Annotated in this window: 26 protein-coding genes; 22 read left to right on the top strand and 4 right to left on the bottom strand. The window is 47.6% G+C overall.

Annotated elements, in window-relative coordinates; all coding sequences use genetic code 11:
* Positions 1-11: 11 nt before the first annotated feature.
* Complete coding sequence (locus PQI28_RS05830; protein ID WP_083600098.1) at positions 12-392, bottom strand: rhodanese-like domain-containing protein; 381 nt, start codon at positions 390-392, stop codon at positions 12-14.
* Positions 393-555: 163 nt separating this feature from the next.
* On the opposite strand from PQI28_RS05830, the gene mntR reads away from it, so the two are divergent.
* Together mntR and hpt are read left to right on the top strand one after the other, a co-directional pair.
* Positions 556-984: a transcriptional regulator MntR gene (mntR, locus tag PQI28_RS05825; RefSeq protein ID WP_074033309.1), complete on the top strand. Its 429-nt coding sequence runs from the start codon at positions 556-558 to the stop codon at positions 982-984.
* Between the two features lie 174 nt (positions 985-1,158).
* Positions 1,159-1,686, top strand: coding sequence for a hypoxanthine phosphoribosyltransferase (gene hpt, locus PQI28_RS05820; protein WP_074033308.1), 528 nt, complete (start codon positions 1,159-1,161; stop codon positions 1,684-1,686).
* 24 nt (positions 1,687-1,710) lie between these two features.
* On the opposite strand, the gene PQI28_RS05815 is transcribed toward hpt, so the two are convergent.
* Positions 1,711-2,121, bottom strand: a complete 411-nt coding sequence (locus PQI28_RS05815; RefSeq protein WP_214748021.1) for an SA1362 family protein — start codon at positions 2,119-2,121, stop codon at positions 1,711-1,713.
* Between the two features lie 14 nt (positions 2,122-2,135).
* Positions 2,136-3,077 carry a DUF1385 domain-containing protein gene (locus tag PQI28_RS05810; protein ID WP_214748024.1) on the bottom strand — a complete coding sequence of 314 codons (942 nt, stop codon included), beginning with the start codon at positions 3,075-3,077 and terminating at the stop codon, positions 2,136-2,138.
* A 141-nt stretch (positions 3,078-3,218) separates the two neighbouring features.
* Between PQI28_RS05810 and aroQ the strand changes: the two genes are divergently transcribed.
* From aroQ to spo0A, 15 genes are all read left to right on the top strand, one after another.
* Positions 3,219-3,656, top strand: coding sequence for a type II 3-dehydroquinate dehydratase (gene aroQ / locus PQI28_RS05805; RefSeq protein ID WP_214748027.1), 438 nt, complete (start codon positions 3,219-3,221; stop codon positions 3,654-3,656).
* A complete protein-coding gene (locus tag PQI28_RS05800) occupies positions 3,652-4,719 on the top strand; it encodes a M24 family metallopeptidase (protein ID WP_214784012.1) in 1,068 nt (355 codons plus the stop codon). The genes aroQ and PQI28_RS05800 overlap by 5 nt, the downstream gene beginning before the upstream one ends.
* 29 nt (positions 4,720-4,748) lie before the next feature.
* Positions 4,749-5,315 carry an elongation factor P gene (efp, locus tag PQI28_RS05795; protein WP_214692975.1) on the top strand — a complete coding sequence of 189 codons (567 nt, stop codon included), beginning with the start codon at positions 4,749-4,751 and terminating at the stop codon, positions 5,313-5,315.
* Between the two features lie 117 nt (positions 5,316-5,432).
* Positions 5,433-5,882 carry an acetyl-CoA carboxylase biotin carboxyl carrier protein gene (gene accB, locus PQI28_RS05790; protein WP_224861428.1) on the top strand — a complete coding sequence of 150 codons (450 nt, stop codon included), beginning with the start codon at positions 5,433-5,435 and terminating at the stop codon, positions 5,880-5,882.
* A gap of 7 nt (positions 5,883-5,889) precedes the next feature.
* Positions 5,890-7,233: an acetyl-CoA carboxylase biotin carboxylase subunit gene (gene accC, locus PQI28_RS05785; protein ID WP_214748033.1), complete on the top strand. Its 1,344-nt coding sequence runs from the start codon at positions 5,890-5,892 to the stop codon at positions 7,231-7,233.
* A 112-nt stretch (positions 7,234-7,345) separates the two neighbouring features.
* Positions 7,346-7,732 (top strand): transcription antitermination factor NusB, encoded by a 387-nt coding sequence (gene nusB, locus PQI28_RS05780; protein ID WP_214692966.1) that lies wholly within the window; start codon positions 7,346-7,348, stop codon positions 7,730-7,732.
* A 63-nt stretch (positions 7,733-7,795) separates the two neighbouring features.
* Positions 7,796-8,632 (top strand): bifunctional methylenetetrahydrofolate dehydrogenase/methenyltetrahydrofolate cyclohydrolase FolD, encoded by an 837-nt coding sequence (folD, locus tag PQI28_RS05775; RefSeq protein WP_214782406.1) that lies wholly within the window; start codon positions 7,796-7,798, stop codon positions 8,630-8,632.
* Complete coding sequence (xseA, locus tag PQI28_RS05770) at positions 8,625-9,971, top strand: exodeoxyribonuclease VII large subunit (RefSeq protein WP_339962743.1); 1,347 nt, start codon at positions 8,625-8,627, stop codon at positions 9,969-9,971. Before folD ends, xseA begins: the two co-directional genes overlap by 8 nt.
* Positions 9,946-10,170: an exodeoxyribonuclease VII small subunit gene (gene xseB / locus PQI28_RS05765; RefSeq protein ID WP_074033298.1), complete on the top strand. Its 225-nt coding sequence runs from the start codon at positions 9,946-9,948 to the stop codon at positions 10,168-10,170. Before xseA ends, xseB begins: the two co-directional genes overlap by 26 nt.
* On the top strand, positions 10,167-11,045 hold the full coding sequence (locus tag PQI28_RS05760) for a polyprenyl synthetase family protein (protein WP_214782412.1): 879 nt from the start codon (positions 10,167-10,169) through the stop codon (positions 11,043-11,045). The genes xseB and PQI28_RS05760 overlap by 4 nt, the downstream gene beginning before the upstream one ends.
* A gap of 123 nt (positions 11,046-11,168) precedes the next feature.
* On the top strand, positions 11,169-13,061 hold the full coding sequence (gene dxs, locus PQI28_RS05755; RefSeq protein ID WP_339962851.1) for a 1-deoxy-D-xylulose-5-phosphate synthase: 1,893 nt from the start codon (positions 11,169-11,171) through the stop codon (positions 13,059-13,061).
* A 6-nt stretch (positions 13,062-13,067) separates the two neighbouring features.
* Complete coding sequence (locus PQI28_RS05750; RefSeq protein ID WP_339962742.1) at positions 13,068-13,883, top strand: TlyA family RNA methyltransferase; 816 nt, start codon at positions 13,068-13,070, stop codon at positions 13,881-13,883.
* Between the two features lie 155 nt (positions 13,884-14,038).
* The gene (ahrC, locus tag PQI28_RS05745; protein ID WP_214748051.1) at positions 14,039-14,488 is read left to right on the top strand and encodes a transcriptional regulator AhrC/ArgR; all 450 of its coding nucleotides are present in this window, start codon (positions 14,039-14,041) and stop codon (positions 14,486-14,488) included.
* A 13-nt stretch (positions 14,489-14,501) separates the two neighbouring features.
* Positions 14,502-16,199 carry a DNA repair protein RecN gene (gene recN, locus PQI28_RS05740; protein ID WP_214782418.1) on the top strand — a complete coding sequence of 566 codons (1,698 nt, stop codon included), beginning with the start codon at positions 14,502-14,504 and terminating at the stop codon, positions 16,197-16,199.
* Positions 16,200-16,931 (top strand): sporulation transcription factor Spo0A, encoded by a 732-nt coding sequence (gene spo0A / locus PQI28_RS05735; protein ID WP_224861415.1) that lies wholly within the window; start codon positions 16,200-16,202, stop codon positions 16,929-16,931.
* Positions 16,932-17,587: 656 nt separating this feature from the next.
* Here the strand turns inward: spo0A and PQI28_RS05730 are convergent.
* Entirely contained in the window at positions 17,588-17,836 is a 249-nt protein-coding gene (locus PQI28_RS05730; protein ID WP_074033291.1) for a DUF2627 domain-containing protein, read from the bottom strand.
* Positions 17,837-17,971: 135 nt separating this feature from the next.
* On the opposite strand from PQI28_RS05730, the gene PQI28_RS05725 reads away from it, so the two are divergent.
* The 5 genes from PQI28_RS05725 (at position 17,972) to lpdA (ending at position 24,260) form a co-directional block, all read left to right on the top strand.
* Entirely contained in the window at positions 17,972-19,609 is a 1,638-nt protein-coding gene (locus tag PQI28_RS05725; RefSeq protein ID WP_339962741.1) for a sigma 54-interacting transcriptional regulator, read from the top strand.
* Positions 19,610-19,730: 121 nt separating this feature from the next.
* Positions 19,731-20,627, top strand: a complete 897-nt coding sequence (gene yqiS / locus PQI28_RS05720) for a phosphate butyryltransferase (RefSeq protein ID WP_214748064.1) — start codon at positions 19,731-19,733, stop codon at positions 20,625-20,627.
* A gap of 25 nt (positions 20,628-20,652) precedes the next feature.
* Positions 20,653-21,774: a Glu/Leu/Phe/Val family dehydrogenase gene (locus PQI28_RS05715; RefSeq protein WP_214782426.1), complete on the top strand. Its 1,122-nt coding sequence runs from the start codon at positions 20,653-20,655 to the stop codon at positions 21,772-21,774.
* Position 21,775: 1 nt separating this feature from the next.
* On the top strand, positions 21,776-22,867 hold the full coding sequence (gene buk / locus PQI28_RS05710) for a butyrate kinase (protein WP_214782429.1): 1,092 nt from the start codon (positions 21,776-21,778) through the stop codon (positions 22,865-22,867).
* Positions 22,851-24,260, top strand: coding sequence for a dihydrolipoyl dehydrogenase (lpdA, locus tag PQI28_RS05705; RefSeq protein ID WP_339962740.1), 1,410 nt, complete (start codon positions 22,851-22,853; stop codon positions 24,258-24,260). Before buk ends, lpdA begins: the two co-directional genes overlap by 17 nt.
* Positions 24,261-24,271 lie beyond the last annotated feature (11 nt).

Genomic DNA, 24,271 nt, shown 5'->3' with positions numbered 1-24,271 from the left:
CCCGCCCATTTTTATGCTTTTTTAATTTTGCCTTTCCAGTTCTTGAAGCCGCCTTCAAGCATGTAGATATTGTTATATCCATTTTTCATGAGTAGTTTGGCCGCCTGGTTAGAACGTGAGCTTCCTTGGCAATAAATTAAGATCGGTTGGTCTTTACGTAATTCTTTCATACGCATCTTGAGTTGACCGACCGGGATGTTTCGAGCACCGACGATGTGACCACCTTTGTATTCATTCGGTTCACGTACGTCAATCAATTGCCCTTTGCGGAGTGAAGCACGGAATTCTTCTTGTTTCATTTTTTTCAACCCGCGAGCTGGCATGAAGCGCCATACGATGTAGGCGATCAAGGCAACCCATAGGAGGATGACGAGGATTGTTTCGATTCCCATAGATGTTCTTCCCTTCTCTTTCAAAGTTACCATATCTCATTATAATGAATTTAAGGTCACGAGACAATGATTGACTGAATGAATCGGGGCTTTCCCTTTCGATTTCAGCTTCGTTAGGATAAAATATAAAGTGGAAACCGGAACATTAGGGGAGGTCGTGCCCATGCCGACACCGAGTATGGAAGATTATTTAGAACGGATTTATTTACTTATGTCAGAAAAAGGATATGCACGTGTTTCTGACATTGCCGAACATTTAGGAGTTCATCCCTCCTCTGTCACCAAAATGGTTCAAAAGTTGGACCGTGAAGAATATCTGGTGTACGAAAAATACCGCGGTCTCATGCTTACGAAGAAAGGTCAAAAAGTAGGGAAACGACTCGTCGAGCGCCATGCGATGCTCGAGTCTTTTTTACGTCTGATTGGAGTCGACGAAGCGGATGTATACGAGGATGTGGAAGGAATCGAACATCACCTCAGTTCAAATACGCTCGATTGCATGACGCAGTTTGTGGAATTTTTTGAAGACAAACCTGAACTAATGGATCAATTCAGAGAATTTCGTGAGCAAGAGCGAGCAGCAGAAGAATAATGTGTAGAAAACGTCAATTTCTTACGATTGACGTTTTTTTGTAGGGTAAACAGGTCTTAAATACGAACGAAAACACCTATTTTATCTACTAATGTATATTTTTAAGTTGGAAATATGATAAGATGAATCGTGGATTCACTAAATAGGGGGTGACGGCGAACATTCGCCGAGCTGATGGACATTCAAATTAAAGGAAAGCTGTTTGATGAACAGCAAATTCGAAATCGGGTACAAGAATTAGCAGAAGAAATTGAGAAAGACGCAAACGGGACGCCTATTGTCATTGTTGCGGTCTTAAAAGGGTCAATGGTATTTGCTGCTGATTTGATGCGTTATATGAAAGGGAGTGTACAACTCGACACAGTCGCGACGTCTTCTTACGGGAAAAAGACCGTTTCGAGTGGGAGTGTACAACTACGTAAAGACCTTGACTTGGATGTGGAAGGAAAGTATGTCGTGATCATCGAGGACATCATCGATACAGGGCAGACGTTGAAGTTCTTGTGCAAACATATGGAACTCCATCAACCGAAACAGCTAAAAATCTGTACGCTTCTCGATAAACCAGCGCGACGTCTCGTGCAATTAGATGCAGACTATGTCGGCTTTGAGATTCCGGATGAGTTTGTCATCGGGTATGGCATCGACTATGCCGAGCAGTATCGCAACTTACCATACATCGGATATGTAGAGACAACGTAAAAAGGAGCGCCCCGGCGCTCCTTTTTACATGTTGGCTTTCTTTTTCTTCTTCCCTTTTTTTCCTTCGATCACGGTGAGGTGCGGGGGATTGCTTCGATGTCCGTTCGATCGTTTGGACAACTTCGTGACGTTCGAACCCGGCTTCTTGTGTTTCTTATTCTTCACGGATGCGGAAGGTTTGACTTGAGGTCCACGGTTCCCTTGCATCCGTTTCTTAGAGGCTTGAGCGGTTTTACGATAGCGCATATCCTCTGGGGACATACGTCGTCCGATGAAAACGCGGTAGATCACATAAAAGACTAACCCGAATATCCCGATGAACAACAATTGTCTAAATAATCGACCGGGATCGGTGGCGAGCATATGCCCGACCCCGATGAAGCCTAAGATAAACACGATTGTTGCAGCGGTTGAACCAATTCGTTGTCTGATCATGGTGCTTCCTCCTCTTATCCCTCTCTATGAATGACCGATTCTCCTAACTCTTTACGTTCCCATGTCTCGAATGCTTCGATTGCGACTTGAATCTGTTCATCGCTCGGCTCTCGAGTCGTCAATAGCTGGAGTGACAGACCCGGTTTTCCGAGGAATGAAAGGAAGCGATGTTCACGGAAACGGTTGGTGAATTGTAGGACTTCAAATGAGATTCCGATGACGACAGGTAAGAGCGCGATTCGGCTGACGAGTCGTAGCCAAAGTGGATCGATTGGGACGATCATGTACACGCCAATCCCGACGAAAACGGTGAACAAAATGAAGCTCGACCCACAACGGTAATGAAGACGTGAGCTCTTTCGAACTTGTTCGACCGTAATCGGACGTCCGGACTCATAACAGTTGATGACCTTGTGTTCAGCCCCATGATACTGGAAGACGCGTTTAATGAGTGGCGTCAACGATATCAGATAGAGGTAACTGAGCAACAATACTAATTTTATTCCCCCTTCAAGGAGGTTTTGAACCACGTGTCCGGAAAATAACGGCACGTCTTGAAACATCGAGGCAAGAAGAGCTGGAGTCACGTTAAAAATCAACTTCCCAAAGACATAAGAAATCACACCGATGATGGCAATGAAGGCAATCATCCACATGCTCTGCTTCTGTTCCTCGTTCGTACTGACATCTTCACTCGGGTCGACGTCATAACGATCGCTTGCAAAATTCATATGCGCTGATCCGTTCTTCAGTGATTCATATAATGCGACAATTCCTCTCAAAAACGGTACCTTTTTCAACGATTGGACCCACGGGACGAGGATGCGCGCTTGCTCGAACGTTTCGATGGAACCGTCTTTTCGCCGAATGGCGGATGCGCTCTCGGAGCGGCCTTGGAACATGACGCCTTCCACGAGTGCCTGTCCTCCGACAGGAATGTTTGGTTTAGAATTCATTCACTTTCCTCGATTCTTACAGAGTTGTACTTGAATTATACCGCGATTTATAAAAAAAACGAAAGGGCGGAAGGCTCGATTCACGTTCTTTCGATAAATTTGTTACAATAGATAAGACTTGACGAACGAGGGGGAAGAAGATTGCGGATTCTAGTGTTGAATGGTCCGAATTTAAATTTATTGGGTCGCCGTGAACCGAACGTGTATGGGGACGTGTCGTTAAAAGGTTTAGCTGCCGAATTGATGCTTGCTGCACCGGATGACGTCGAACTCACTTTCATTCAATCCAATCACGAAGGAGCGTTGATTGATGCGCTACATGATGCCTACGACTATGAAGGTGTCATTTTGAACGCGGGTGCTTATACGCATACATCAATCGCGATTCGCGATGCCATATCTGCAATCGCTGCCCCGGTCGTTGAAGTACATATCTCGAACGTGCATGCTAGAGAATCGTTTCGCCACGAGTCAAAACTCGCTGGCGTATGTCTAGGTGTCATTACCGGCTTCGGACTGACGAGTTACACGTTGGCACTGCATGCACTAATCGAACATTGGAGGAATCGACATGATTGAACGCGTAAACAAACTGCAAGCACAGTTAGAGGCAAACGAGATTGACGCATTGCTCGTCACAAAACGGGAGAACATTCGTTACTTATCAGGCTTCACCGGATCAAGCGGTGTGATTGTTATCACGGCGAAATCTGCAAGCTTTATCACAGACTTCCGTTACACGGAACAGGCGAACGATCAAGTAAAAGGGTATGACATCATTGAACTTGATACGTCACTCATCAAATCGGTAGCAGATGTTGTGTCACGTGAGTCAATCGCACGCCTTGGAATCGAGCAAGACGCGATGACAGTCGGACAATATCGCGCTTATGAAAAAGAAGTGGATGCAAATCTGATCGAGACGTCTGGAATCGTTGAAAAACTGCGCTTGATTAAGGATGAATCAGAGATTAAGATTATGAAGGAAGCTGCGGCAATCGCTGATGCAGCGTATGCACATATCCAGACATTCATTCGTCCGGGTCGTACCGAGAGAGAAGTCGCAAACGAACTCGAAATGTTCATGCGCTCAAAAGGTGCTGATTCGTCATCGTTCGATATGATCGTTGCCTCTGGTCTCCGCTCGGCACTTCCGCACGGAGTTGCGAGCGATAAGGTCATCGAATCTGGCGAACTTGTCACACTTGATTTTGGTGCTTACTATAAAGGGTACTGCTCAGATATTACGCGTACACTCGCGGTCGGACCGATTTCGGACGAGTTGCGTCAAATCTATGACACAGTGCTTCGTGCCCAACTCGCTGGTGTGGAAGGTACACGTGCTGGCATCACAGGGATTGAAGCTGACGCATTGACACGAGACATTATCAAAGAAGCAGGATATGGTGAATACTTCGGCCACTCGACAGGTCATGGTCTTGGTATGGAAGTGCACGAGGCACCTGGATTATCATTCCGCTCGGAAACAGTACTCGAGCCAGGGATGGTCGTCACGATTGAACCGGGTATTTACATCAACGGTGTCGGCGGTTGCCGAATTGAGGACGATGTCGTCGTTACGGAAGACGGATGTTACCGTCTAACGCAGTCGCCAAAAGAGTTAATTACGATTGAGGCTTGAGTCTCGTCTGAATTTAGGAGGAAATCAATATGGTATCAGTTAACGATTTAAAAACAGGATTGACAGTCAAAACATCTGACGGTTCGATTTGGCAAGTCATCGAATTCCAACACGTAAAACCAGGTAAAGGTGCAGCATTCGTTCGTACAAAAATGCGTAACTTGCGCAACGGAGCGATCCAAGAAACAACGTTCCGCGGTGGAGAAAAAATCGAACGTGCGCACATCGAGCGTAAGCGTATGCAATATCTCTATCCAATGGGCGACACGTATGTCTTCATGGACAATGAATCATACGAGCAACTTGAGTTGACGAGCGAACAAGTGAAAGCAGCGCTTCCTTACTTGCTTGAAAACATGGAAGTCAGTATCGCGGACTACAATGGTGAGATTCTTGGAATCGAGCTTCCGACGAGCGTAGTGTTGACAATCATCGAAGCAGACCCAGGCGTCAAAGGGGACACAGCATCGAACGTGAAGAAAAACGCGACAGTTGAAACAGGTCATGTGATTCAAGTACCACTTTTCATCGAGCCAGGTGAAAAAGTGACAGTTGATACACGTACTGGAGAGTTCATGGGTCGTTACAACGGTTAATCTGAGAGAGTGTTCATTCGAATGAATGGGCACTCTTTTTTTCTCGTTGCATTCATTGGTCTGACCAGTTATAGTGAAGAGGAGATTAGTACCAGGTATAAACAGGGGGTAAGAAAGATGCAAATCGATCAAATCAAAGAGCTCATTCAACTATTGGACCAGTCAACGGTTCATGAAATGGAGCTTGAAACATCTGATTTCAAACTGTCATTAAAGAAAGAAGCGCAAGCGGTCATGAGCGCGCCTGTGATGCAGACACAAGCAATCACGCCACCTGCGCCTGCTCCTCAAGCAGAAGAACATCAAGAACAATCGACGCCAGAACAAGCGTCTTATCGTACAATCACCTCTCCAATGGTCGGAACGTTTTATTCCCGTCCAGCTCCGGATAAAGAAGCCTTCGTCAACGTAGGTGATCGAGTGGAGTCAGGACAAATCGTCTGTATTCTAGAGGCGATGAAACTGTTTAACGATGTCGAAGCGGAAATCAGTGGCGAAATCGTAGAAGTGCTCGTCGCAGATGGCGATCTCGTCGAATTTGGTCAACCGCTCTTCAGCGTGAAGTGAGGTCGTTATGAAATTATTAATCGCTAACCGTGGAGAAATCGCGGTTCGAATCATACGTGCTGCAAAAGAATTGAATATTCCGACGGTCGCTGTTTTTTCAGAAGCAGACCGTGAAGCGTTACATGTTCATTTGGCCGACGAAGCATACTGTATTGGACCAAATCCGTCCAAAGACTCGTATTTGAACATTCCAAACATCTTGTCGGTCGCATGTGCCGTGGACGCGACGATGGTGCACCCTGGATATGGATTTTTAGCTGAAAACGCTGAATTTGCCGAGATGTGTGAGGCGTGTGGCATTCAATTTGTCGGGCCGAGTAGCTATGCCATCCGCAAGATGGGAATCAAGGATGAGGCCAAACGAACGATGATTGAGTCAGGTGTGCCGGTCGTCCCGGGTTCTAGCGGTGTCGTCACGGATGAAGAGGCCGTAGAACTTGCGCGCGAGATGGGCTATCCAGTCATCATCAAGGCGACGGCAGGTGGTGGGGGACGCGGTATTCGGGTCGCCCGAAACGAAGACGAACTCATCCAAGGGTTGGTCGCGACACGCAAAGAGGCGAAGCAGGCGTTCGGTAACGGAGACGTGTATCTCGAGAAATTTATCGAGTCGTTCCGTCACGTAGAAGTGCAAGTTCTCGCTGACCAATTCGGGAATGTGATTCATTTAGGCGAGCGTGATTGCACGATTCAACGACGGATGCAGAAGCTCGTTGAAGAAGCGCCATCACCTGCGATTGACGAAGCAACACGTCAAATGATGGGAGATGCGGCAGTCAAAGCGGCGAAAGCGATTCAATATTCTGGAGCGGGGACAATCGAGTTCATCTATGTTCCAGAATCCAATGAGTTCTATTTCATGGAAATGAATACGCGGATTCAAGTCGAGCACCCGGTCACGGAGATGATCACCGGATTCGATCTCGTGCAAGCACAATTAGAAGTGGCACTCGGGCATCCGCTCGCCATCTCTCAAGAAGACATCACGTTCTCTGGGCATTCGATTGAATGCCGGATCAACGCAGAAGACCCGTTCATGGACTTCCGTCCGATGGCGGGGAAAATCGATCAATACATCGTCCCAGGTGGTATGGGCGTTCGGGTGGACAGCGGTCTATATGCAGGAGCGATGATTCCTCCGTTCTACGACTCGATGGTCGCCAAATTGATCGTACATGCGCCGACGCGCGACGAGGCGATTTTAAAGATGTTACGCGCTTTAGACGAGTTTACGGTTTCGGGAATCAAAACGACGATTCCGTTCCATCAACAAGTGATGGCACATGAACAGTTCCGAATCGGTACATTCGACACGAAATTTGTCGAAAAAGAAATGTCATTGGCGAAATAACAACAACCAGGAAGCCCGAACATTATTTCGGCTTCCTGGTTTTTTGTACTGAATTTATGAGTGCTTTATGCTAAACTATCACAATGAAAGCATGTAAAAGGAGAGTAACTGAATGAAACGTCATGAAGCACGAGAGAAAGCGATTCAAACGCTTTTTCAAATCGAAGTATCTAAATTAGAGGTGGACGAAGCCATCGAATTCGCATTGGACGGGCAAGAGTCTGATCCGTTTTACGAACAACTCGTCACAGGAACGCTAGAGCATCAAGAGGATATCGACGCTTTGCTCGTCGAAAACTTGAAAAACTGGCGTTTGGATCGTCTAGGCAATGTCGAACGTACGATTTTACGTATGGCGACGTTTGAATTACTATACGTCGAAACGATTCCAGAGAACGTTACCATCAACGAGGCGGTCGAACTCGCGAAATCGTTCGGAGACGAAGAAGCCGGTAAGCTCGTAAATGGCGTACTCGGCAACATTATTAAAGAAGACTAAAAAATAGAGATAAGACACCAGACCAACTACAGAAAAACCTAAAGACAACGGGGGATGAGAGAGATGGCAGTAGTGATCGACGGGAAACAAGTGGCAGCATCATATCGAGAAACGTTAAAAGAGCGTGTGACAGCACTTCGTGCACGCAACATCGTACCGAAATTGAAAGTAGTATTGATTGGGGATGACCCAGCAAGTCATAGCTATGTACGCGGGAAAGAACGGGCAGCACAAGAAATCGGAATCGATTCGCAAGTGCTCCGTTTTGATGAGACGATTAGCGAGAAAGAATTGCTCGACTTGATTGACTTGATGAATGAGGATGAGGAAGTACACGGGATTCTCGTGCAACTTCCACTACCAAAACACATTGACGAATCACGAGTCATCATGCGCATCTCTCCTGAGAAGGATGTAGACGGCTTCCATCCTGAGAACGTCGGAAAGATGATGCTCGGTCTTGATACGTTGCTTCCATGTACACCACACGGCATTTTGCATCTCGCAAAGACACAAACTGAGATTGCTGGGAAACACGTCGTGGTCGTCGGTCGCAGTCAAATCGTCGGAAAACCAGTCGGCATGTTGTTCTTGAATGAATCTGCTACGGTCACGTACTGTCACTCGAAAACGAAAGACCTTGGAGAAATGACAAGACAGGCTGACATCTTAATTGTCGCAGTTGGGCGTGCAGGTCTTGTTACTGCAGACATGGTCAAACCTGGTGCGCTCGTCATCGACGTCGGCGTCAACCGTGTCGAAGGTCGTCTTGTTGGCGATGTCGACTATGAGGCCGTCAAAGAGAAGGCGAGTGCGATTACGCCGGTTCCTGGCGGTGTCGGTCCGATGACGATTACGATGCTCATGCACAACACGGTCGAGGTAGCGTCACGTGGCTAACCCACTTCCGGTCTCCGAAGTTGTTCGATATGTGAAGCGACAACTCGATGATGATGTCTTGCTTCGACAAGTCGCGGTCATCGGTGAGATCTCGAATTTTAAACGCTATTCATCTGGTCATTGTTATTTCACCTTGAAAGATGATGCGTCCCGCATGAAAGCCGTCATGTTTTCTCGAGATGCGAAACAGCTTCAATTCGAACCGAAAGATGGAATGAAGGTCATCGCCGTCTCAAGAGTGACTATGTATGAAGCGACCGGTGACGTTCAATTGTACGTCGAACTGATGCGTCAAGACGGAATCGGTTTATTATACGAACAGTATGAGGCGAGAAAACGTGAACTTGAGGAAAAGGGTTGGTTTGATGTAGACCGAAAACAACTCCTTCCGACGTTTCCTGAGCGGATCGGAATTGTCACATCTCCGAAAGGGGCAGCGTTACATGATATCGCGACCACACTTCGGCGTCGTGCGCCCCACGTTGCCATCACATTCGCCCCTGTGGCCGTACAGGGCGAAATGGCTGCCCCGCAAGTGGCATCTGCCATTCGTTGGATGAATGAACGGACCGACTGTGATGTACTCATCGTCGGCCGTGGTGGCGGCTCGATTGAGGAATTGTGGGCGTTTAATGAGGATGTCGTGGTCGAAGCCATCTATGCGTCGACCATCCCGATCATCTCTGCTGTCGGTCACGAGACAGATTATACGCTCGCTGATTTTGTCGCAGATGTTCGGGCCGCAACTCCGACAGCGGCGGCCGAACTCGCCACAGCGATGATTGACGCACAGCGGAAAGATGTAGAGCGTCTAGACAACCATCTGCATAAAGCCGTTAGGATTCAACTCGATGATTCTCGGAATCGTGTAGACCGGATGATTAACAGTTATGGCTTGAAATCACCACGTTATACGATTTCTCAAAAACGAGAACGTTTTGCACAATCGGAGATTCGCCTTGAGCAAGGGATGAAGCGACATCTTTCCGAAGCGACTCATCAACTCCGTCAGTTGTCACAACAGCTTGATGTGAAACGGTTCTCAAAAACCTTGTTGCAACAAGGAGAACAGGTCAATCAAATGGTCGATCGACTTCATCGGACGAAACCATTAGAACAATCGAAACGACAATTTACACAACAGGTAGGAAGATTGCATGCGGTCAGTCCGCTCGCCGTCCTATCACGGGGCTACACGTTCATTGAACAAGATGGAGCATATGTGCAAAATGTGAAAGAATTACGCGATGGAGACATCTCGATTCGTTTTCGGGACGGTCACGCTGTCGCTGAAGTGAAGGAGAGGATTGTTGGTGACGAAACAAGAACAGACGTTTGAAGCGGCACTTGAACGACTCGAACAGATTGTCGCGCAACTTGAGACTGGTGACGTACCATTAGAGGAAGCGATGACTTTATATGAAGAAGGTGTCCGGTTATCTGCTTTGTGCCAGACAAAACTCTCGGCCGCTGAAAAGAAAATGGACGAAATACTCGAGTTAGACGGTACCCTTCGTGAAAAAGGAGGGTCTGCATGAACCGCACGGATGGTTTGAACAAATGGAAGCGAACTGTCGAAGAATCGATGCGTTCGCTCATTGAGGCGAGTGACATGCCGACGCGACTTCGCGATGCGATGGTCTATTCATTAGAAGCGGGCGGAAAGCGAATCCGTCCCGCGCTTGTCTATGCTGTTCTAGAAACGTACGGTGTTCCACTCGAGCGAGGTGGCGAGGTAGCGGCGACGCTCGAGATGGTCCATACATATTCACTCATTCATGATGATTTGCCGGCGATGGATGATGATGATCTTCGCCGGGGTCGACCGACGAATCACCGACAGTTTGATGAGGCGACTGCCATTTTAGCAGGAGATGCGCTTTTGACGGATGCATTTCGCATTCTTGCGCAAATGTCGCTCCCTGCTGAAGAAATCGTCGAAATCATTCGCGTTTTCGGTCTAGCAGCTGGTAGCTCTGGCATGGTCGGCGGTCAGTTGGACGATATGCTCGCTGAGAAACGGAGTGACGTCACGTTACAGGAACTCCAGTCGATTCATGAACGAAAGACGGGTGCACTGCTCGTCTATGCGCTTGAAGCAGGTGGGATCCTTGCCGGTGTGTCGGAGGAAGATCGGACACAATTAAAACAATTCGGTCGACATCTGGGCATCGCATTTCAGATTCAAGACGATATCTTAGATGTCGTCGGGGACGAACAGACAATCGGGAAACGTGTCGGTTCGGATGAAGAGAATGAAAAAACGACGTATCCGAAACTGCTCGGATTAGACGGGGCGAAGCGTGCACTCGATGCAGAAGTAGAGGCAGCGACCTTTGCCATTGAGTCACTTTCGATTCAAGCTCCGCTATTATTAGACTTGTTGGCGTTTGTGGTGAAACGAAATCATTGATCCCGGTGACACGATGAGCACATCGTGTCACCTTTGTTTTGGGGAATGTGTGGCATCTACCGTCACATTCTTGTAAAATGTAAGGTACGAATCAGTAAAATGTGAGGAGAAAGGATGGTCATTATGGACTTGACATCCATTCAAGACCCGTCATTCCTGAAAAGGATGTCTGTAACCGAACTCGAATCACTCGGCTCAGATATTAGACGATTCTTGATTGAAAAATTGGCAGTGACGGGAGGGCATTTAGCGCCAAACTTAGGAGTTGTGGAGTTGACGCTAGCCCTGCACCGTGTATTTGACAGTCCGAAAGACCAACTTGTATGGGACGTCGGTCATCAGGCGTACGTTCATAAAATTTTGACAGGACGTACGAGCCAGTTTGATACCCTTCGACAATACAACGGGTTGTGTGGGTTCCCTAAACGTTGTGAGAGTGAACATGATGTATGGGAAACTGGCCACAGTTCGACGTCGCTTTCAGCAGCAATGGGGATTGCAATCGCAAATGAATTAAAAGGACGTGCGAATGATCGTGCCATTGCCATCATCGGTGATGGAGCGTTGACTGGAGGAATGGCGCTCGAGGCATTGAACCACATCGGTGCCGAGAAGCAGAATGTCATTGTCATCTTGAACGACAATGAGATGTCTATCGCGCCGAACGTTGGGGCGATGCATAATATGCTCGGTCGAATCCGTGCGTCACGTAAACTGAAGCATGCACGTGAAGAGATGGAATCAATCATCAAGCACATTCCACTCGTCGGCAATTCACTCGAACGAAGTGGGGAGCGAGTAAAAGATTTATTGAAATCTGCACTCATTCCAGGCACATTTTTTGAAGAACTCGGTTTCACTTACTTTGGACCGACTGACGGCCATGATTTGAAAGACTTGCTTGAGACACTCGAATATGCGAAAAAAATCGATGGACCGGTTCTCGTTCACGTCATCACGAAAAAAGGGAAGGGTTACCGTCCCGCTGAGTTAGACGGTGTTGGAACGTGGCACGGTTTAGGACCTTACAAGATTGAGTCAGGCGAAGTGATCAAAGGAAAGCCTAAAGGACCGAGTTATTCGAAAGTCGTCGCAGAGACGATTACGAAAGTGGCAGAGTCGGATGAGCGGGTGACGTTGATCACGCCTGCAATGAGTGTCGGTTCGAAACTCGACTGTTTCACGAAAAAATTCCCGGAACGCATGTTTGACGTCGGGATTGCCGAACAGCATGCGGTAACGCTAGCAGGAGGTCAGGCGACACAAGGTTTGAAACCGGTCGTCTCGATTTACTCAACATTCTTCCAGCGTGCGTACGACCAACTCGTCCATGACATTTGTCGTCAAAACTTGAACGTTGTATTCACGATTGACCGTTCAGGACTTGTCGGGGCAGATGGAGAGACGCACCAAGGTGTATTCGATATCGCCTTCATGCGTCACGTACCGAACATTCGAATTTTGATGGCGAAAGATGAAGAAGAGTTACAACAACTCGTTTACTCCGCGCTTCGTTACGATGATGGACCGATTGCAATCCGCTTCCCTCGTGGCGAAGGGATTGGCGTACCAATGAGTGATACGCTCCAAGAAATCTCACTCGATGATTGGGAAGTCGAGGCGGAAGGAACGGATGTCGCCATTTTGACGTTCGGACCACAAGTTCAAGACGGGTTAGAAGTACGTTCATTATTAGAAGGCAAGCTCAGTGTGCGCGTCATCAATTGTCGCACGATCAAGCCGCTCGATGATGCAATGCTCACTTCTTTATATGCAGAGGGCATTCCGCTCGTGACACTTGAAGAAGCAGCACTCGCAGGTGGTTTTGGAAGCAGTGTGTTAGAACATGCGAATGAAACAGGAGCGTTCCCGCGGATTCAACGCCTCGGGATTCCAGACCGATATATCGAGCACGGCGGCGTCAACCAACTTTTAGAAGAGATTGGTCTCCGACCAGCCCAAATGGCGGAATCGATTGAACGGTTCGTAATGGAGACAAATCGACAGAATGTGTGAGGGATTATGGAAAAAAGAACGAAAACAAGATTAGATGTACTACTCGTCGAACGCGGTCTCGCTGAAACACGAGAGAAGGCGAAACGGGCTGTCATGGCCGGTCTTGTCTACAGCGGGACCGAACGTCTGGATAAAGCAGGCGATAAAGTGTTTGACGATATCCCTCTTGAAGTGAAAGGTCAAGTTCTACCGTACGTCGGACGAGGCGGACTTAAACTTGAGAAAGCTCTGCAAGTATTCCCGCTCGACGTTCAAGGCCGCGTGGGGATTGATATCGGTTCCTCTACGGGAGGATTTACAGATTGTGCGCTTCAAAACGGGGCGACACAAATGTATGCGGTCGATGTCGGGTACAACCAGCTAGCATGGAAGCTTCGGAGCGATGACCGTGTCATCGTTATGGAACGAATGAACTTCCGTCATGCGACAGCCGATCAATTCCCGGTCAAACCTGATTTTGCGACGATCGATGTTTCTTTCATCTCACTTCGTCTCATGGTGCCACCTCTTAAAGCGATTTTAAAGAAAGAAGGGGTCGTCATGGCGCTCGTTAAACCTCAATTCGAAGCCGGTAAAGCCGACGTCGGAAAGAAAGGGATTGTGCGAGACCGTGACGTACATGAGCGTGTGGCGAGTGATATGGTTCGCTATTTTGCATCGGAAGGATTCTTCGTCGAAGGATTGGATTACTCCCCAATCACGGGTGGAGACGGAAATATTGAATTCCTCCTATTCGCCCGTTATACGGGAGTAGGCGGGATCGAACCATCCCTACGAGTCGAAAACGTGGTGGATACGGCACATGCCAAACTAAAGGGATAAGCAATGGCTACAGGCAGATTTGTCTGTAGCTTTTTCTTATCGACGAAGAAGAGATGGGGAATGGTGGAAATACCCACTGGAATGCTAGACCTTTTTTCGACAATACTTTAGAATGATAATGTGTATGTGAAACGAAGAATGAGGTGTCAGCGCTTATGAATAAAGGACAGCGATTGATTAAAATTCGAGACATCGTGACGAATCGTGAAATCGAAACGCAAGATGAATTAGTAGACGAACTTCGTCGCCTAGGATATCCCGTCACACAGGCGACTGTATCTCGGGATATTAAAGAATTACATTTAGTGAAAGTTCCTTTGAATGACGGACGATACAAATACAGCTTGCCTGCGGATCAGCGTTTTAACCCGTACGGAAAAATGAAGCGCATCCTCGGTGACAGCTTCGTCTCGGTCGACTCAGCTCAAAACTTGGTTGTCATGAAAGTACTACCAGGTAACGCGGATGCAATCGGTGTCTTGATTGACCATCTGTCATGGGACGAATTGATTGGAACAGTTTGTGGAGATGACACGATTCTCATGATTGCTCGCGATGAGGAGAAAGCGAAACAAATCATCGATCGACTACTCGGAATGTTATGAGGTGAAAGTACGTATGTTGGCAGAACTATCAATCAAACAGTTTGCGATTATCGACGAATTAAACATTCCGTTTAATCGGGGCATGACCGTTCTCACGGGTGAGACAGGTGCCGGTAAATCGATTTTGTTAGATGCGATTGGGTTGCTTGTTGGAGGACGTGGATCGAGCGAATTCGTTCGTTATGGTCAGGATAAGGCCGAAATCGAAGGAATGTTCATGGTCGAATCGGATCATCCGGTCATTGAGGCGGCCGAACAATACGGCATCGAAATCGAGGACGGGACAGTTATTTTGCGCCGAGACTTACATAGTAGCGGGAAAAGCGTCTGCCGTGTGAATGGGAAGATGATGCCACTCTCGACGCTACGTGAATTCGGTCGCTTGCTTGTAGATATTCACGGTCAGCATGAGCATCAACACTTGATGGACTCAGAATTTCACTTAGGCATTCTCGACCATTATGCCGAAAAGGAAATCGCTCCATTATTAGAGGAGTATCAGACAGCGTACGCAGCTTGGAAGCAAGTCGCGGATGAACTGAAGCGACTCAGTCAAAGTGAACAAGAGCTTGCACAGCGCATGGACTTATTATCGTTTCAAACGAAAGAAATTGAAGCGGCTGAACTAAAAGAGGGTGAAGAACAGGCGTTAATGGAAGAACGGGATGAATTAGCGAACTTTGAACGCATTCATCAACACATTCGCATGTCTTATGAGGCGGTCGCGGAAGATTCGAACGGACTTGACCAAATTGGGGTCGCAATGCGCGAGATGGAAGAAGCTTCTCAATTGTCCTCTTCCCTCGCATCTGTGTCAGAGACAATCTCGAATGCTTATTATTTGCTCGAAGATGCGAAATTTCAGTTACGAGACCAACTCGACTCACTTGAGTTCGATCCGATTCGGTTAGATGAAATCGAGTCGCGTCTAGCGCTGTTCCAACAGCTCAAGCGGAAATATGGCACGACAATCGAAGAAGTCATCGCTTACGGTGAACAAGTATCCGATGAATTGAAATCGATGACGAATCGTGAGGAGTTGCTGCAAACACTGTCAGAAGACCTTTTGCGATTAGAGAAAGTCGCAAAAGAGGCAGGCGCACGACTGTCAGCGTCACGTAAAGCGGCGGCTGAGTCCCTTCAGCACGACATCCATCGAGAATTGAAAGAATTATATATGGAGAAAACAGCGTTTGAAGTCCGATTCCGAACGACGCCATTAAAACAAGACGGTCTTGATGATGTCGAGTTTTATATGATGACGAACGTCGGGGAACCATTCAAGCCACTTGCAAAAGTGGCTTCAGGTGGTGAACTTTCCCGTGTCATGTTAGCTCTTAAATCAATCTTTTCCCGCACGGTCGGAGTCGCATCGATTATCTTTGATGAAGTCGATACAGGAGTATCAGGGCGTGTCGCACAGGCGATGGGAGAAAAAATCTTCCGTCTGTCTGTCGGGTCGCAAGTGTTGTGTATCACGCACTTAGCTCAAGTTGCTGCAATGGCAGATCAGCACCTATATATCACGAAGACGGAAACAGACGACCGGACGAAGACAAACGTTGCCACTCTCGACCGCGAGAGCCGGATTGACGAGCTAGGTCGAATGATTGCTGGTATTCAAATGACAGACTTGACGAAGCAACATGTTGAAGAGTTGCTCGAAATGTCACAGCAAGTAAAACAGAAGTTCATCAAAGGAGTGTCATAAGTGATTACATTATGTATTGCGGACGACAATCGAGAAATCGTCGATTTGTTGAGCCGACAACTAGAATCTGAGCCTGATCTCCGTGTCGTTGGAACAGCGCACGATGGTGAAGCGTGCTTGGAGGTCGTCAAGACACACCAACCGGATGTACTCTTACTCGATATTATTATGCCTCATTTGGATGGAATCGGAGTATTGCAACGTTTACATGAAGAGTTCGGGGATGATAAGCCAGAAGTGATCATGTTGAGTGCGTTCGGAAAAGATGAAGTGACGAAACAAGCGGTTCAATTGGGTGCCTCTTACTTTCTCGTCAAACCTTTCAACATCCAACAACTATTGACGAAAATTCGTGAGTTGTCGGATGGTGCGAATCGCGAATTCGAAGGAATGTCTCCAGACGAAATTGAAATTTCGCTCTTGCTCCAACAGCTTGGGATTTCTCCTCGAATTAAAGGGTTCAAGTATATCCGCCAAGCCGTCATTTACGTACGCGAGCGTCAAGATTTGCTTGGATTGATTACGAAGGAATTGTATCCGATGGTCGCAAAAGAGCATGATACGACTTCGTCACGTGTAGAGCGGGCGATGCGTCACGCCATCAAGACGGCGTGGGAGAATGGAATGCGCGATCATGAGATGTTTGAAGGGCGACCTGAGCGTGAGCGGAGTCCGAAGAACTCGGAGTTCATTTCATATTTCGTCACCTACTTGTCGTTTAAAAGCAACTGAAACGTTCAAAAGGACTAAGCTGTTTGATGGCTTAGTCCTTTTTGTAAAATAATTAATAAAAAATTTATTTACTTTATGAAAGAAAGCGCTTGCAAAACGAGAGTGTTTTGTTATAATAAAGGTGTACCAAGTTACTTGGACAAGCGTCAGATGAACGCTTTTCAAACTTGTTCCGGAGCAATGTTTGAAGAAACAAAATCATCTCGGTTCGCTATCCGACAATAGCTCAGAGGTGGGAACGACATCTCAAGTCGTTAATGTCCCGACGTGAGGTCGCGACAGTCGCTCATTCGCGAGACGATTCTATCATCAACTCGAAGCTAGGGGTTGATATAGGAAAAACGAATCGTTCAGTTAACCAAAAGGAGTGTTGTCAACCGTTGAATAGTTTATGGCAAGCGTTCGACTTCACGATGGATGGTTGGACATGATCCGATAACAAAAAAAGTTAGTAACTCGAATGGAAGTGTTCCGTTCACGCAAGACGACAGTTACTAAAGTTCTTTCATACTTCTTCATTAAGAAGACGTTGGATCTCATGTCAATGGAAGTAAAGCAGTTGGAAAGGAGATCATCCGTAGTGATCACAATTCAATACGAATAAAAGGTTCCGCACTTGAAATGAAGTCAAGTTAGGGAACCTTTTTTTTGTGCGCTTATGAGTCGAGTCGTTGAACTTTACCTGTTTTTTTGTCGCGGTTAAATATATAGCCAGCTACAAATCCGATCCCGCCCATGGCGAGCAGAAGTCCAAAAGTCCCCTGCAACATGGAGGCGGCAGCGAGTGAATCAATCCATGTGAATGGTCCACTCGTCTTCAAAAAGAAGCTATCACGAAGTAATTTGATTCCGTAAACACCGAGTAAACCAGGGACGATTAAGATTAGAAGCGCGATGAAACGCATGCAATCTCCTCCTTTACCATACATTATTTTAACAGAAATTCATTCATTCCACACTGTCTATTTTTAGGCGGCTTGCGCATCATGTTTGGATTCAGTAGCATGAAGATGAGAAGAGAGAAAGATGGGGGTATTCGTATGAACAAACGGTTGATGATTGTCGGGGCAGGAAAAGGGGGGACGGAAGTTCTGAACATGTTGATGGACTCTCCGCTTGCTACAATCGTGGCGGTCGTGGACTCCGATGCATCGGCTGAAGGAATCGCACTTGCCAAAAGTTATGGAATTGCCGTGACGGACAATTGGACGAAATATGCGGATGCAGCATTGGACTTTGTCATTGAGACGACAGGGCAACATCAAACGTTTGAAGAGTTGAAGGATCATTATCAAGACGCAGTTGTGTTGCCGGGAGAGTTTATTCGAATCGTTGTCGAGCGATTGAAACAGAATCAACAGATGCTTGAGGCAATCATCGAGTGTACGAGTGAGGCGATTTCGGTAGCCGATCATCACGGCAACACCATATTGATCAATCCGTCTTACACACGATTGACGGGATTCAAAAAGGAAGATGTCGTCGATAAGCCTGCCACTGCCGACATCGGGATGCAGGAGAGTGTACATTTGAAAGTATTATCGACGGGGCAGGGTGTTCGAGATATTCGGATGCAAATCGGGGCGACGCGACGTGACATCCTTGTAAATGCCGAACCGATCATCGTTGAAGGGAAATTGCGAGGTTCGGTCGGCGTCATTCGAGACGTGTCTCAAATACGTGCGCTGCGTGATGAATTACAAGAAGCGAAAACACGCATTCGAAATCTAGAGGCGAAATATCAGTTTGCCGATATCATCGCGACAAGTGATACGATGCGATTCGTCATCGATCAAGCGAAATTGGCAGCTGTGACCCCGGTGACAGTATTGATTCGCGGAGAATCGGGAACAGGAAAAGAACTGTTCGCCCATGCCATTCATGGGGAGTCCCCTCGGAAATTCAAAAAGTTTATCCGGGTAAACTGTGCAGCCATTTCACCCACGCTTCTCGAAAGTGAACTGTTCGGCTATGAAGATGGTGCGTTCAGTGGTGCGAAGCGTGGTGGAAAGACAGGTTACTTTGAGGAGGCAGACGGCGGCTCGCTCTTTTTGGACGAAATCGGAGAACTGCCACTCGATGTCCAAGTGAAGCTTCTGCGTGTCCTTCAAGAAAATGAGATTGTACGAGTCGGAGGGACGACGGCGATTCCGATTGATGTCCGCATCATCGCTGCGACGAATGCCGATCTTGAACAGAAAGTGGCAGATGGGACCTTCCGTGAAGATTTGTACTATCGCATCAATCGCATGCCCATCCATATCCCTCCCCTTCGTGAACGGTTGAATGAACTCGAGGCACTTTGTGACCGGATCATTCGAAAGTTAAATCAAGAATATGGTCGGAGTGTTCAAGGGGTGGATGAAGATGCCCTCATGCTTCTAAAAAGTCAGCATTGGAAAGGGAACGTCCGAGAACTTGAGAATGTGATTGGTCGGGCGATGATTTATATGGCGAGCGCGGAACAATGGATTGCTCCACATCACTTACAATTATCACCTCGCACGCCAACTCAGAAAGTCGTCGAGTCTCGAACGCTCTATGAAGCGGTAGCGAAATATGAGCGCGATTTGATTGAACGAACAATCGAAGAAACTGGTGGAAATAAGTCAGAAGCTGCTCGTCGTTTAAAAATTTCGATTCGGACTTTATATAATAAATTAGAAACCATGCAATAAAATGCATGAACTTTTATGCATGGTAAGCATTTATTTGCATGGTCATCCGCATAATAAAGCGCTTACAATTTAGGAAGCAAACTTGCTTATGTTATAGTGTAGAGAGCAAGGGGGGACAATGATGAATTTTGAACGGATGCTGACGAACGCAAAACAACTAGAGGGTTGTACGGTATCCATTGCGGGGGCAGCGGATGAAGAAGTAATCCGAGCCGTAAAACTTGCCACAGATCATGGATTGTCACGTTTCATTTTATTTGGTGAAGCCCGGGAAATCCGAAAGTTATGTGAACAGTATGGAATCGATGAGTCAGACGTCGATATTTTACATGCAAAAGGTGACGTAGAGATTGCCAGACGTGCTGCACTAGCCGTGAAAAACAAAGAGGCGGATGTGCTCATGAAAGGGATGGTGTCGACATCGACATTCATGAAAGCCGTCCTCAATCGAGAGGCCGGTCTTCGGACGAACCGTACACTCAGTCATATCGCACTCTTTCAAATTCCAAATCGGGAAAAATTGATTGGTGTGACCGATGCTGCAATCCATATCGCGCCAACGCTCGAAGAAAAGGTCGAAATCATTCATAATGCGGTAGAAGCGATGCATGACATCGGTTACGAATCGCCAAAAGTCGCAGCGATTGGGGCTGTTGAGGTTGTCAACCCTCAGATGAACGCGACGCTCGATGCCGCATTGCTCAGTCAGATGAATCGTCGGGGACAAATCAAAGGCTGTATCGTAGATGGACCGCTTGCCCTTGATAACGCGGTCGATATGGTTGCAGCGAAACAAAAAGGAATTAATAGTGAAGTGGCGGGGCAAGCAGATTTATTAGTCGTACCGTACATAGAGGTCGGCAACGTCCTTTATAAATCAATCATGTATTTCGCAGAGGCGAGCGTTGCGGCGATTGTCGTTGGCGCATCTGCCCCTGTCGTATTGACGAGTCGTGCCGATACAGCGGAGGCGAAACTTTATTCCCTCGCATTCGCTTTGTTACATGCCAAAAACTAATCGTACTTAACAGGAGGAATTGATCATGATGGAAACAAACACAGAACCACGCTTCCGTATTTTTGATGTCTTACAATCTGAGGATTACGAACAAATCGTATTTTGCCAAGACCAAGCTTCTGGGCTAAAAGCAATCATTGCGATCCACGATACGACGCTCGGTCCAGCACTTGGCGGACTTCGCATGTGGAATTATGAGTCAGAGCAAGAAGCGCTCACAGACGTGTTGCGTCTCGCAAAAGGAATGACTTATAAAAATGCTGCGGCTGGTCTCAACCTTGGAGGCGGGAAGGCTGTCATCATCGGAAATGCCAAGACGGACAAGTCCGAAGCTCTCTTCCGCGCATTCGGTCGTTACGTACAATCACTCAGCGGACGTTACATCACTGCTGAAGATGTGAATACGACGGTTGCTGACATGGACTTCATCCATATGGAGACGGATTACGTCACAGGAGTCAGCCCTGCTTTCGGTTCAAGTGGTAACCCTTCACCAGTAACGGCGTATGGTGTCTACCGCGGTATGAAAGCCGCTGCGAAATGGAAGTTCGGAACAGACTCACTCGCAGGGAAGACGGTTGCCGTGCAAGGTGTCGGTAACGTAGCCTACAACTTATGTCGTCACCTCCACGAAGAAGGCGCGCATTTGATTGTGACAGACATCAACGAAGAAGCGCTCAAACGTGCAGAAGCAGACTTTGGTGCGACGGTCGTCAAACCAGATGAGATTTATGCAGTCGAGTGTGACATCTTCGCTCCATGTGCACTCGGTGCAGTCATCAACGACAAAACGATTCCACAATTGAAAGCACAAATCGTTGCGGGTGCCGCAAACAACCAATTGGCGGAAGATCGTCACGGGGATGTGCTTGACGAGAACGGAATCCTCTACGCGCCAGACTTCGTCATCAACGCTGGAGGTGTCATCAACGTCGCGGACGAACTTGAAGGTTACAACCGTGAACGGGCAATGAAGAAAGTCGAACTCATCTATGACAACATGATGCGTGTATTTGAAATCGCGGAGCGTGATGGAGTACCGACGCACGTGGCGGCTGACAAGATGGCCGAAGAACGGATTCACATGATGGCACGTTCACGTAGTCAGTTCCTTAAAGTTGAAAAAAGTATTCTAGGGAGACGCTAAGATGACAAAACGGCTAATTCTTGCGATCAACCCAGGGTCGACCTCGACAAAAGTTGGATTGTTTGATGGGAAGGAAGAAGTGATGACACGTACGGTCCGCCATGAGATTGACGTGACCGGTCTCAGCCTTCCTGAGCAGTTACCTCATCGTGAGCAAGAAGTGCGTGCCTTGTTAGAAGAGACTGGCATCGCGGTCAATGATTTGACCGCGATTGTCGGTCGTGGTGGTTTGCTTGCACCGATGACATCAGGAACGTATACCGTCAATGATTTGATGCGAGAGGACTTGACGAGCGGAAGATTCGGAATGCATGCGTCTAACCTCGGTGGATTGATTGCATCCAAAATAGGAGAGATTGAAGGAATCCCAAGTTTCATCGTTGACCCTGTCGTTGTCGATGAGATGCATGAGTTGGCAAGAAAGACCGGGATGGCCGACATCGATCGCCGTAGTATTTTTCATGCCCTGAATCAAAAAGCCGTCGCCAAACGCTTTGCGACTGAAAATGGAAGCGATTACAATGAGCTGAATTTGATTGTCGCTCACTTGGGCGGAGGGATTACGGTCGGTGCGCATCAGCATGGACGCGTCATCGATGTGAACAACGGACTAGACGGTGATGGACCACTTGCTCCAGAACGGGCAGGTTCAATTCCTGTTGGACAGGTAGTAGAACTATGTTATAGTACCAGGTATAAAGAATCGGAAATGAAAAAGAAAATTGTCGGTCAAGGTGGGTTGTTCGCACACCTCGGTACATTCGATGCGATTGAGATTGAGCAACGAATGGAATCGGGAGATGATGAGGCGAGACTCCTTTATGAGACGATGGCTTACCGTGTCGCACAAGAAATTTCAAAACATGGTGCGACGCTCAGTGGTCGAGTGGATGCCATCTTATTGACAGGTGGAATCGCTTATTCTGACTGGCTGACTGACAAGATTAAAGAGCGTGTCGCATTCCTCGCGCCGGTATACGTTTATCCAGGTGAAGATGAATTGAAAGCCTTGGCAGAAGGGGCACTTCGCGTCATCGAGAAGGAAGAGACCGCAAGAGAATATGAGGGGGATACACATGGCACGAGAATTTGATGTTGTCGTCATTGGTGGAGGACCAGGAGGATATGTGGCTGCGATCAAGGCTGCACAGGCTGGTAAATCTGTCGCAATCGTCGAGGCGAGAAAATTAGGCGGCACCTGCTTACATAGAGGCTGCATCCCTACGAAAGCTCTTCTAAAAGCTGCCCATGTCTATCAAACGGCGAAACAGGGGGCAACGTACGGCGTAGAAACGGGAAGTGTGATGTTCAACATGGAACGAGCCCAAACGTATAAACGCGATCTTGTAGCTGGTCTTGAAAAAGGAATCGAGCACTTGATGAAACAAGGGAAAATTGAAGTGTTTCGCGGAAAAGCCTCGATCCTTGGACCAAGTATCTTCTCGCCACAACCTGGGACCGTATCCGTTGAAGATGAAAGCGGTGAGTCAGAACTCATCTTGCCAAACCAATTGATTATCGCAACAGGTTCGATTCCGCGTGAACTTCCTGGATTGCCGTTCGATCACGAACGTATCTTAAACTCGGACGACCTCCTCAATTTTGAGACACTACCTGAATCGATTGCGATTGTCGGTGGTGGTGTCATCGGAGTCGAATGGGCGTCCATGCTCGTCGATTTAGATGTGAACGTGACGTTGATCGAAGTAGGAGATCGATTACTTCCACTTGAGGACAAGGCGGTCTCTCGTGAGGTGGAACGTCTATTGAAGAAGCGTGGCGTCCGTGTGAAGAAGAGCGTGACGGTCGACGCCGAACGAACATTGATTCACGAAAATACAGTGGAGCTTGCTGTCGGGGAAGAGATGTTACAAGTAGACTGTGTCCTCGTCTCGGTTGGCCGAGTTGCCAACACGGAAGACTTAGGACTTCAAAACACTTCTATCGTCGTAGAGAATGGGATCATTCAAGTCGATAGTCAGTATCGGACGAAAGAACGTCATATCTTCGCAATCGGGGATTGCATCGGGAAGTTACAACTCGCTCACGTCGCGTCTGCAGAAGGCGTGAAGGCGGTCGAAACGATTCTTGGACTTGAACCAACACCACTCGATTACGCGCTCATCCCACGTTGTGTATACAGCGTCCCTGAAGTCGCTTCGGTCGGCTTGACGGAAGAGGCGGCGAAAGATGCCGGACATGATGTGAAAACGGGGACATATCGCTTCAATGGACTCGGGAAAGCGCGGATTGAAGGACAAGCCGACGGATTCGTCAAACTCGTTTCAGACAAAGAAACAGATGACCTTCTCGGTGTTCATATCGTCGGACCGAAAGCGACTGAACTCATCACAGAAGGTGGACTCGCGCTCGTCTTGAACGCGACGGCTTGGGAGATGGGACAACTCGTGCACCCACACCCTGCACTAAGCGAAGCCTTCCAAGAAGCGGCACTTGCCGTCGATGGATTACCGATTCACGCCTAAGGAGGAACAAG

Origin of the sequence: Exiguobacterium sp. USCH10, from assembly GCF_037619445.1 — a bacterium.
Taxonomy (GTDB): Bacteria; Bacillota; Bacilli; order Exiguobacteriales; family Exiguobacteriaceae; genus Exiguobacterium; species Exiguobacterium aestuarii_A.
This window is presented reverse-complemented; position numbering and strand designations above follow the sequence as displayed.

What these genes read in the sequence shown, in the direction of transcription:
- PQI28_RS05830 (WP_083600098.1), bottom strand. Translation starts at nt 392, where the DNA reads ATGGGAATCGAAACAATCCTCGTCATCCTCCTATGGGTTGCCTTGATC.
- mntR (WP_074033309.1), top strand. Translation starts at nt 556, where the DNA reads ATGCCGACACCGAGTATGGAAGATTATTTAGAACGGATTTATTTACTT.
- hpt (WP_074033308.1), top strand. Translation starts at nt 1,159, where the DNA reads ATGGACATTCAAATTAAAGGAAAGCTGTTTGATGAACAGCAAATTCGA.
- PQI28_RS05815 (WP_214748021.1), bottom strand. Translation starts at nt 2,121, where the DNA reads ATGATCAGACAACGAATTGGTTCAACCGCTGCAACAATCGTGTTTATC.
- PQI28_RS05810 (WP_214748024.1), bottom strand. Translation starts at nt 3,077, where the DNA reads ATGAATTCTAAACCAAACATTCCTGTCGGAGGACAGGCACTCGTGGAA.
- efp (WP_214692975.1), top strand. Translation starts at nt 4,749, where the DNA reads ATGGTATCAGTTAACGATTTAAAAACAGGATTGACAGTCAAAACATCT.
- accB (WP_224861428.1), top strand. Translation starts at nt 5,433, where the DNA reads ATGCAAATCGATCAAATCAAAGAGCTCATTCAACTATTGGACCAGTCA.
- accC (WP_214748033.1), top strand. Translation starts at nt 5,890, where the DNA reads ATGAAATTATTAATCGCTAACCGTGGAGAAATCGCGGTTCGAATCATA.
- nusB (WP_214692966.1), top strand. Translation starts at nt 7,346, where the DNA reads ATGAAACGTCATGAAGCACGAGAGAAAGCGATTCAAACGCTTTTTCAA.
- folD (WP_214782406.1), top strand. Translation starts at nt 7,796, where the DNA reads ATGGCAGTAGTGATCGACGGGAAACAAGTGGCAGCATCATATCGAGAA.
- PQI28_RS05760 (WP_214782412.1), top strand. Translation starts at nt 10,167, where the DNA reads ATGAACCGCACGGATGGTTTGAACAAATGGAAGCGAACTGTCGAAGAA.
- dxs (WP_339962851.1), top strand. Translation starts at nt 11,169, where the DNA reads ATGGACTTGACATCCATTCAAGACCCGTCATTCCTGAAAAGGATGTCT.
- PQI28_RS05750 (WP_339962742.1), top strand. Translation starts at nt 13,068, where the DNA reads ATGGAAAAAAGAACGAAAACAAGATTAGATGTACTACTCGTCGAACGC.
- ahrC (WP_214748051.1), top strand. Translation starts at nt 14,039, where the DNA reads ATGAATAAAGGACAGCGATTGATTAAAATTCGAGACATCGTGACGAAT.
- recN (WP_214782418.1), top strand. Translation starts at nt 14,502, where the DNA reads ATGTTGGCAGAACTATCAATCAAACAGTTTGCGATTATCGACGAATTA.
- PQI28_RS05730 (WP_074033291.1), bottom strand. Translation starts at nt 17,836, where the DNA reads ATGCGTTTCATCGCGCTTCTAATCTTAATCGTCCCTGGTTTACTCGGT.
- PQI28_RS05725 (WP_339962741.1), top strand. Translation starts at nt 17,972, where the DNA reads ATGAACAAACGGTTGATGATTGTCGGGGCAGGAAAAGGGGGGACGGAA.
- yqiS (WP_214748064.1), top strand. Translation starts at nt 19,731, where the DNA reads ATGAATTTTGAACGGATGCTGACGAACGCAAAACAACTAGAGGGTTGT.
- PQI28_RS05715 (WP_214782426.1), top strand. Translation starts at nt 20,653, where the DNA reads ATGATGGAAACAAACACAGAACCACGCTTCCGTATTTTTGATGTCTTA.
- buk (WP_214782429.1), top strand. Translation starts at nt 21,776, where the DNA reads ATGACAAAACGGCTAATTCTTGCGATCAACCCAGGGTCGACCTCGACA.
- lpdA (WP_339962740.1), top strand. Translation starts at nt 22,851, where the DNA reads ATGGCACGAGAATTTGATGTTGTCGTCATTGGTGGAGGACCAGGAGGA.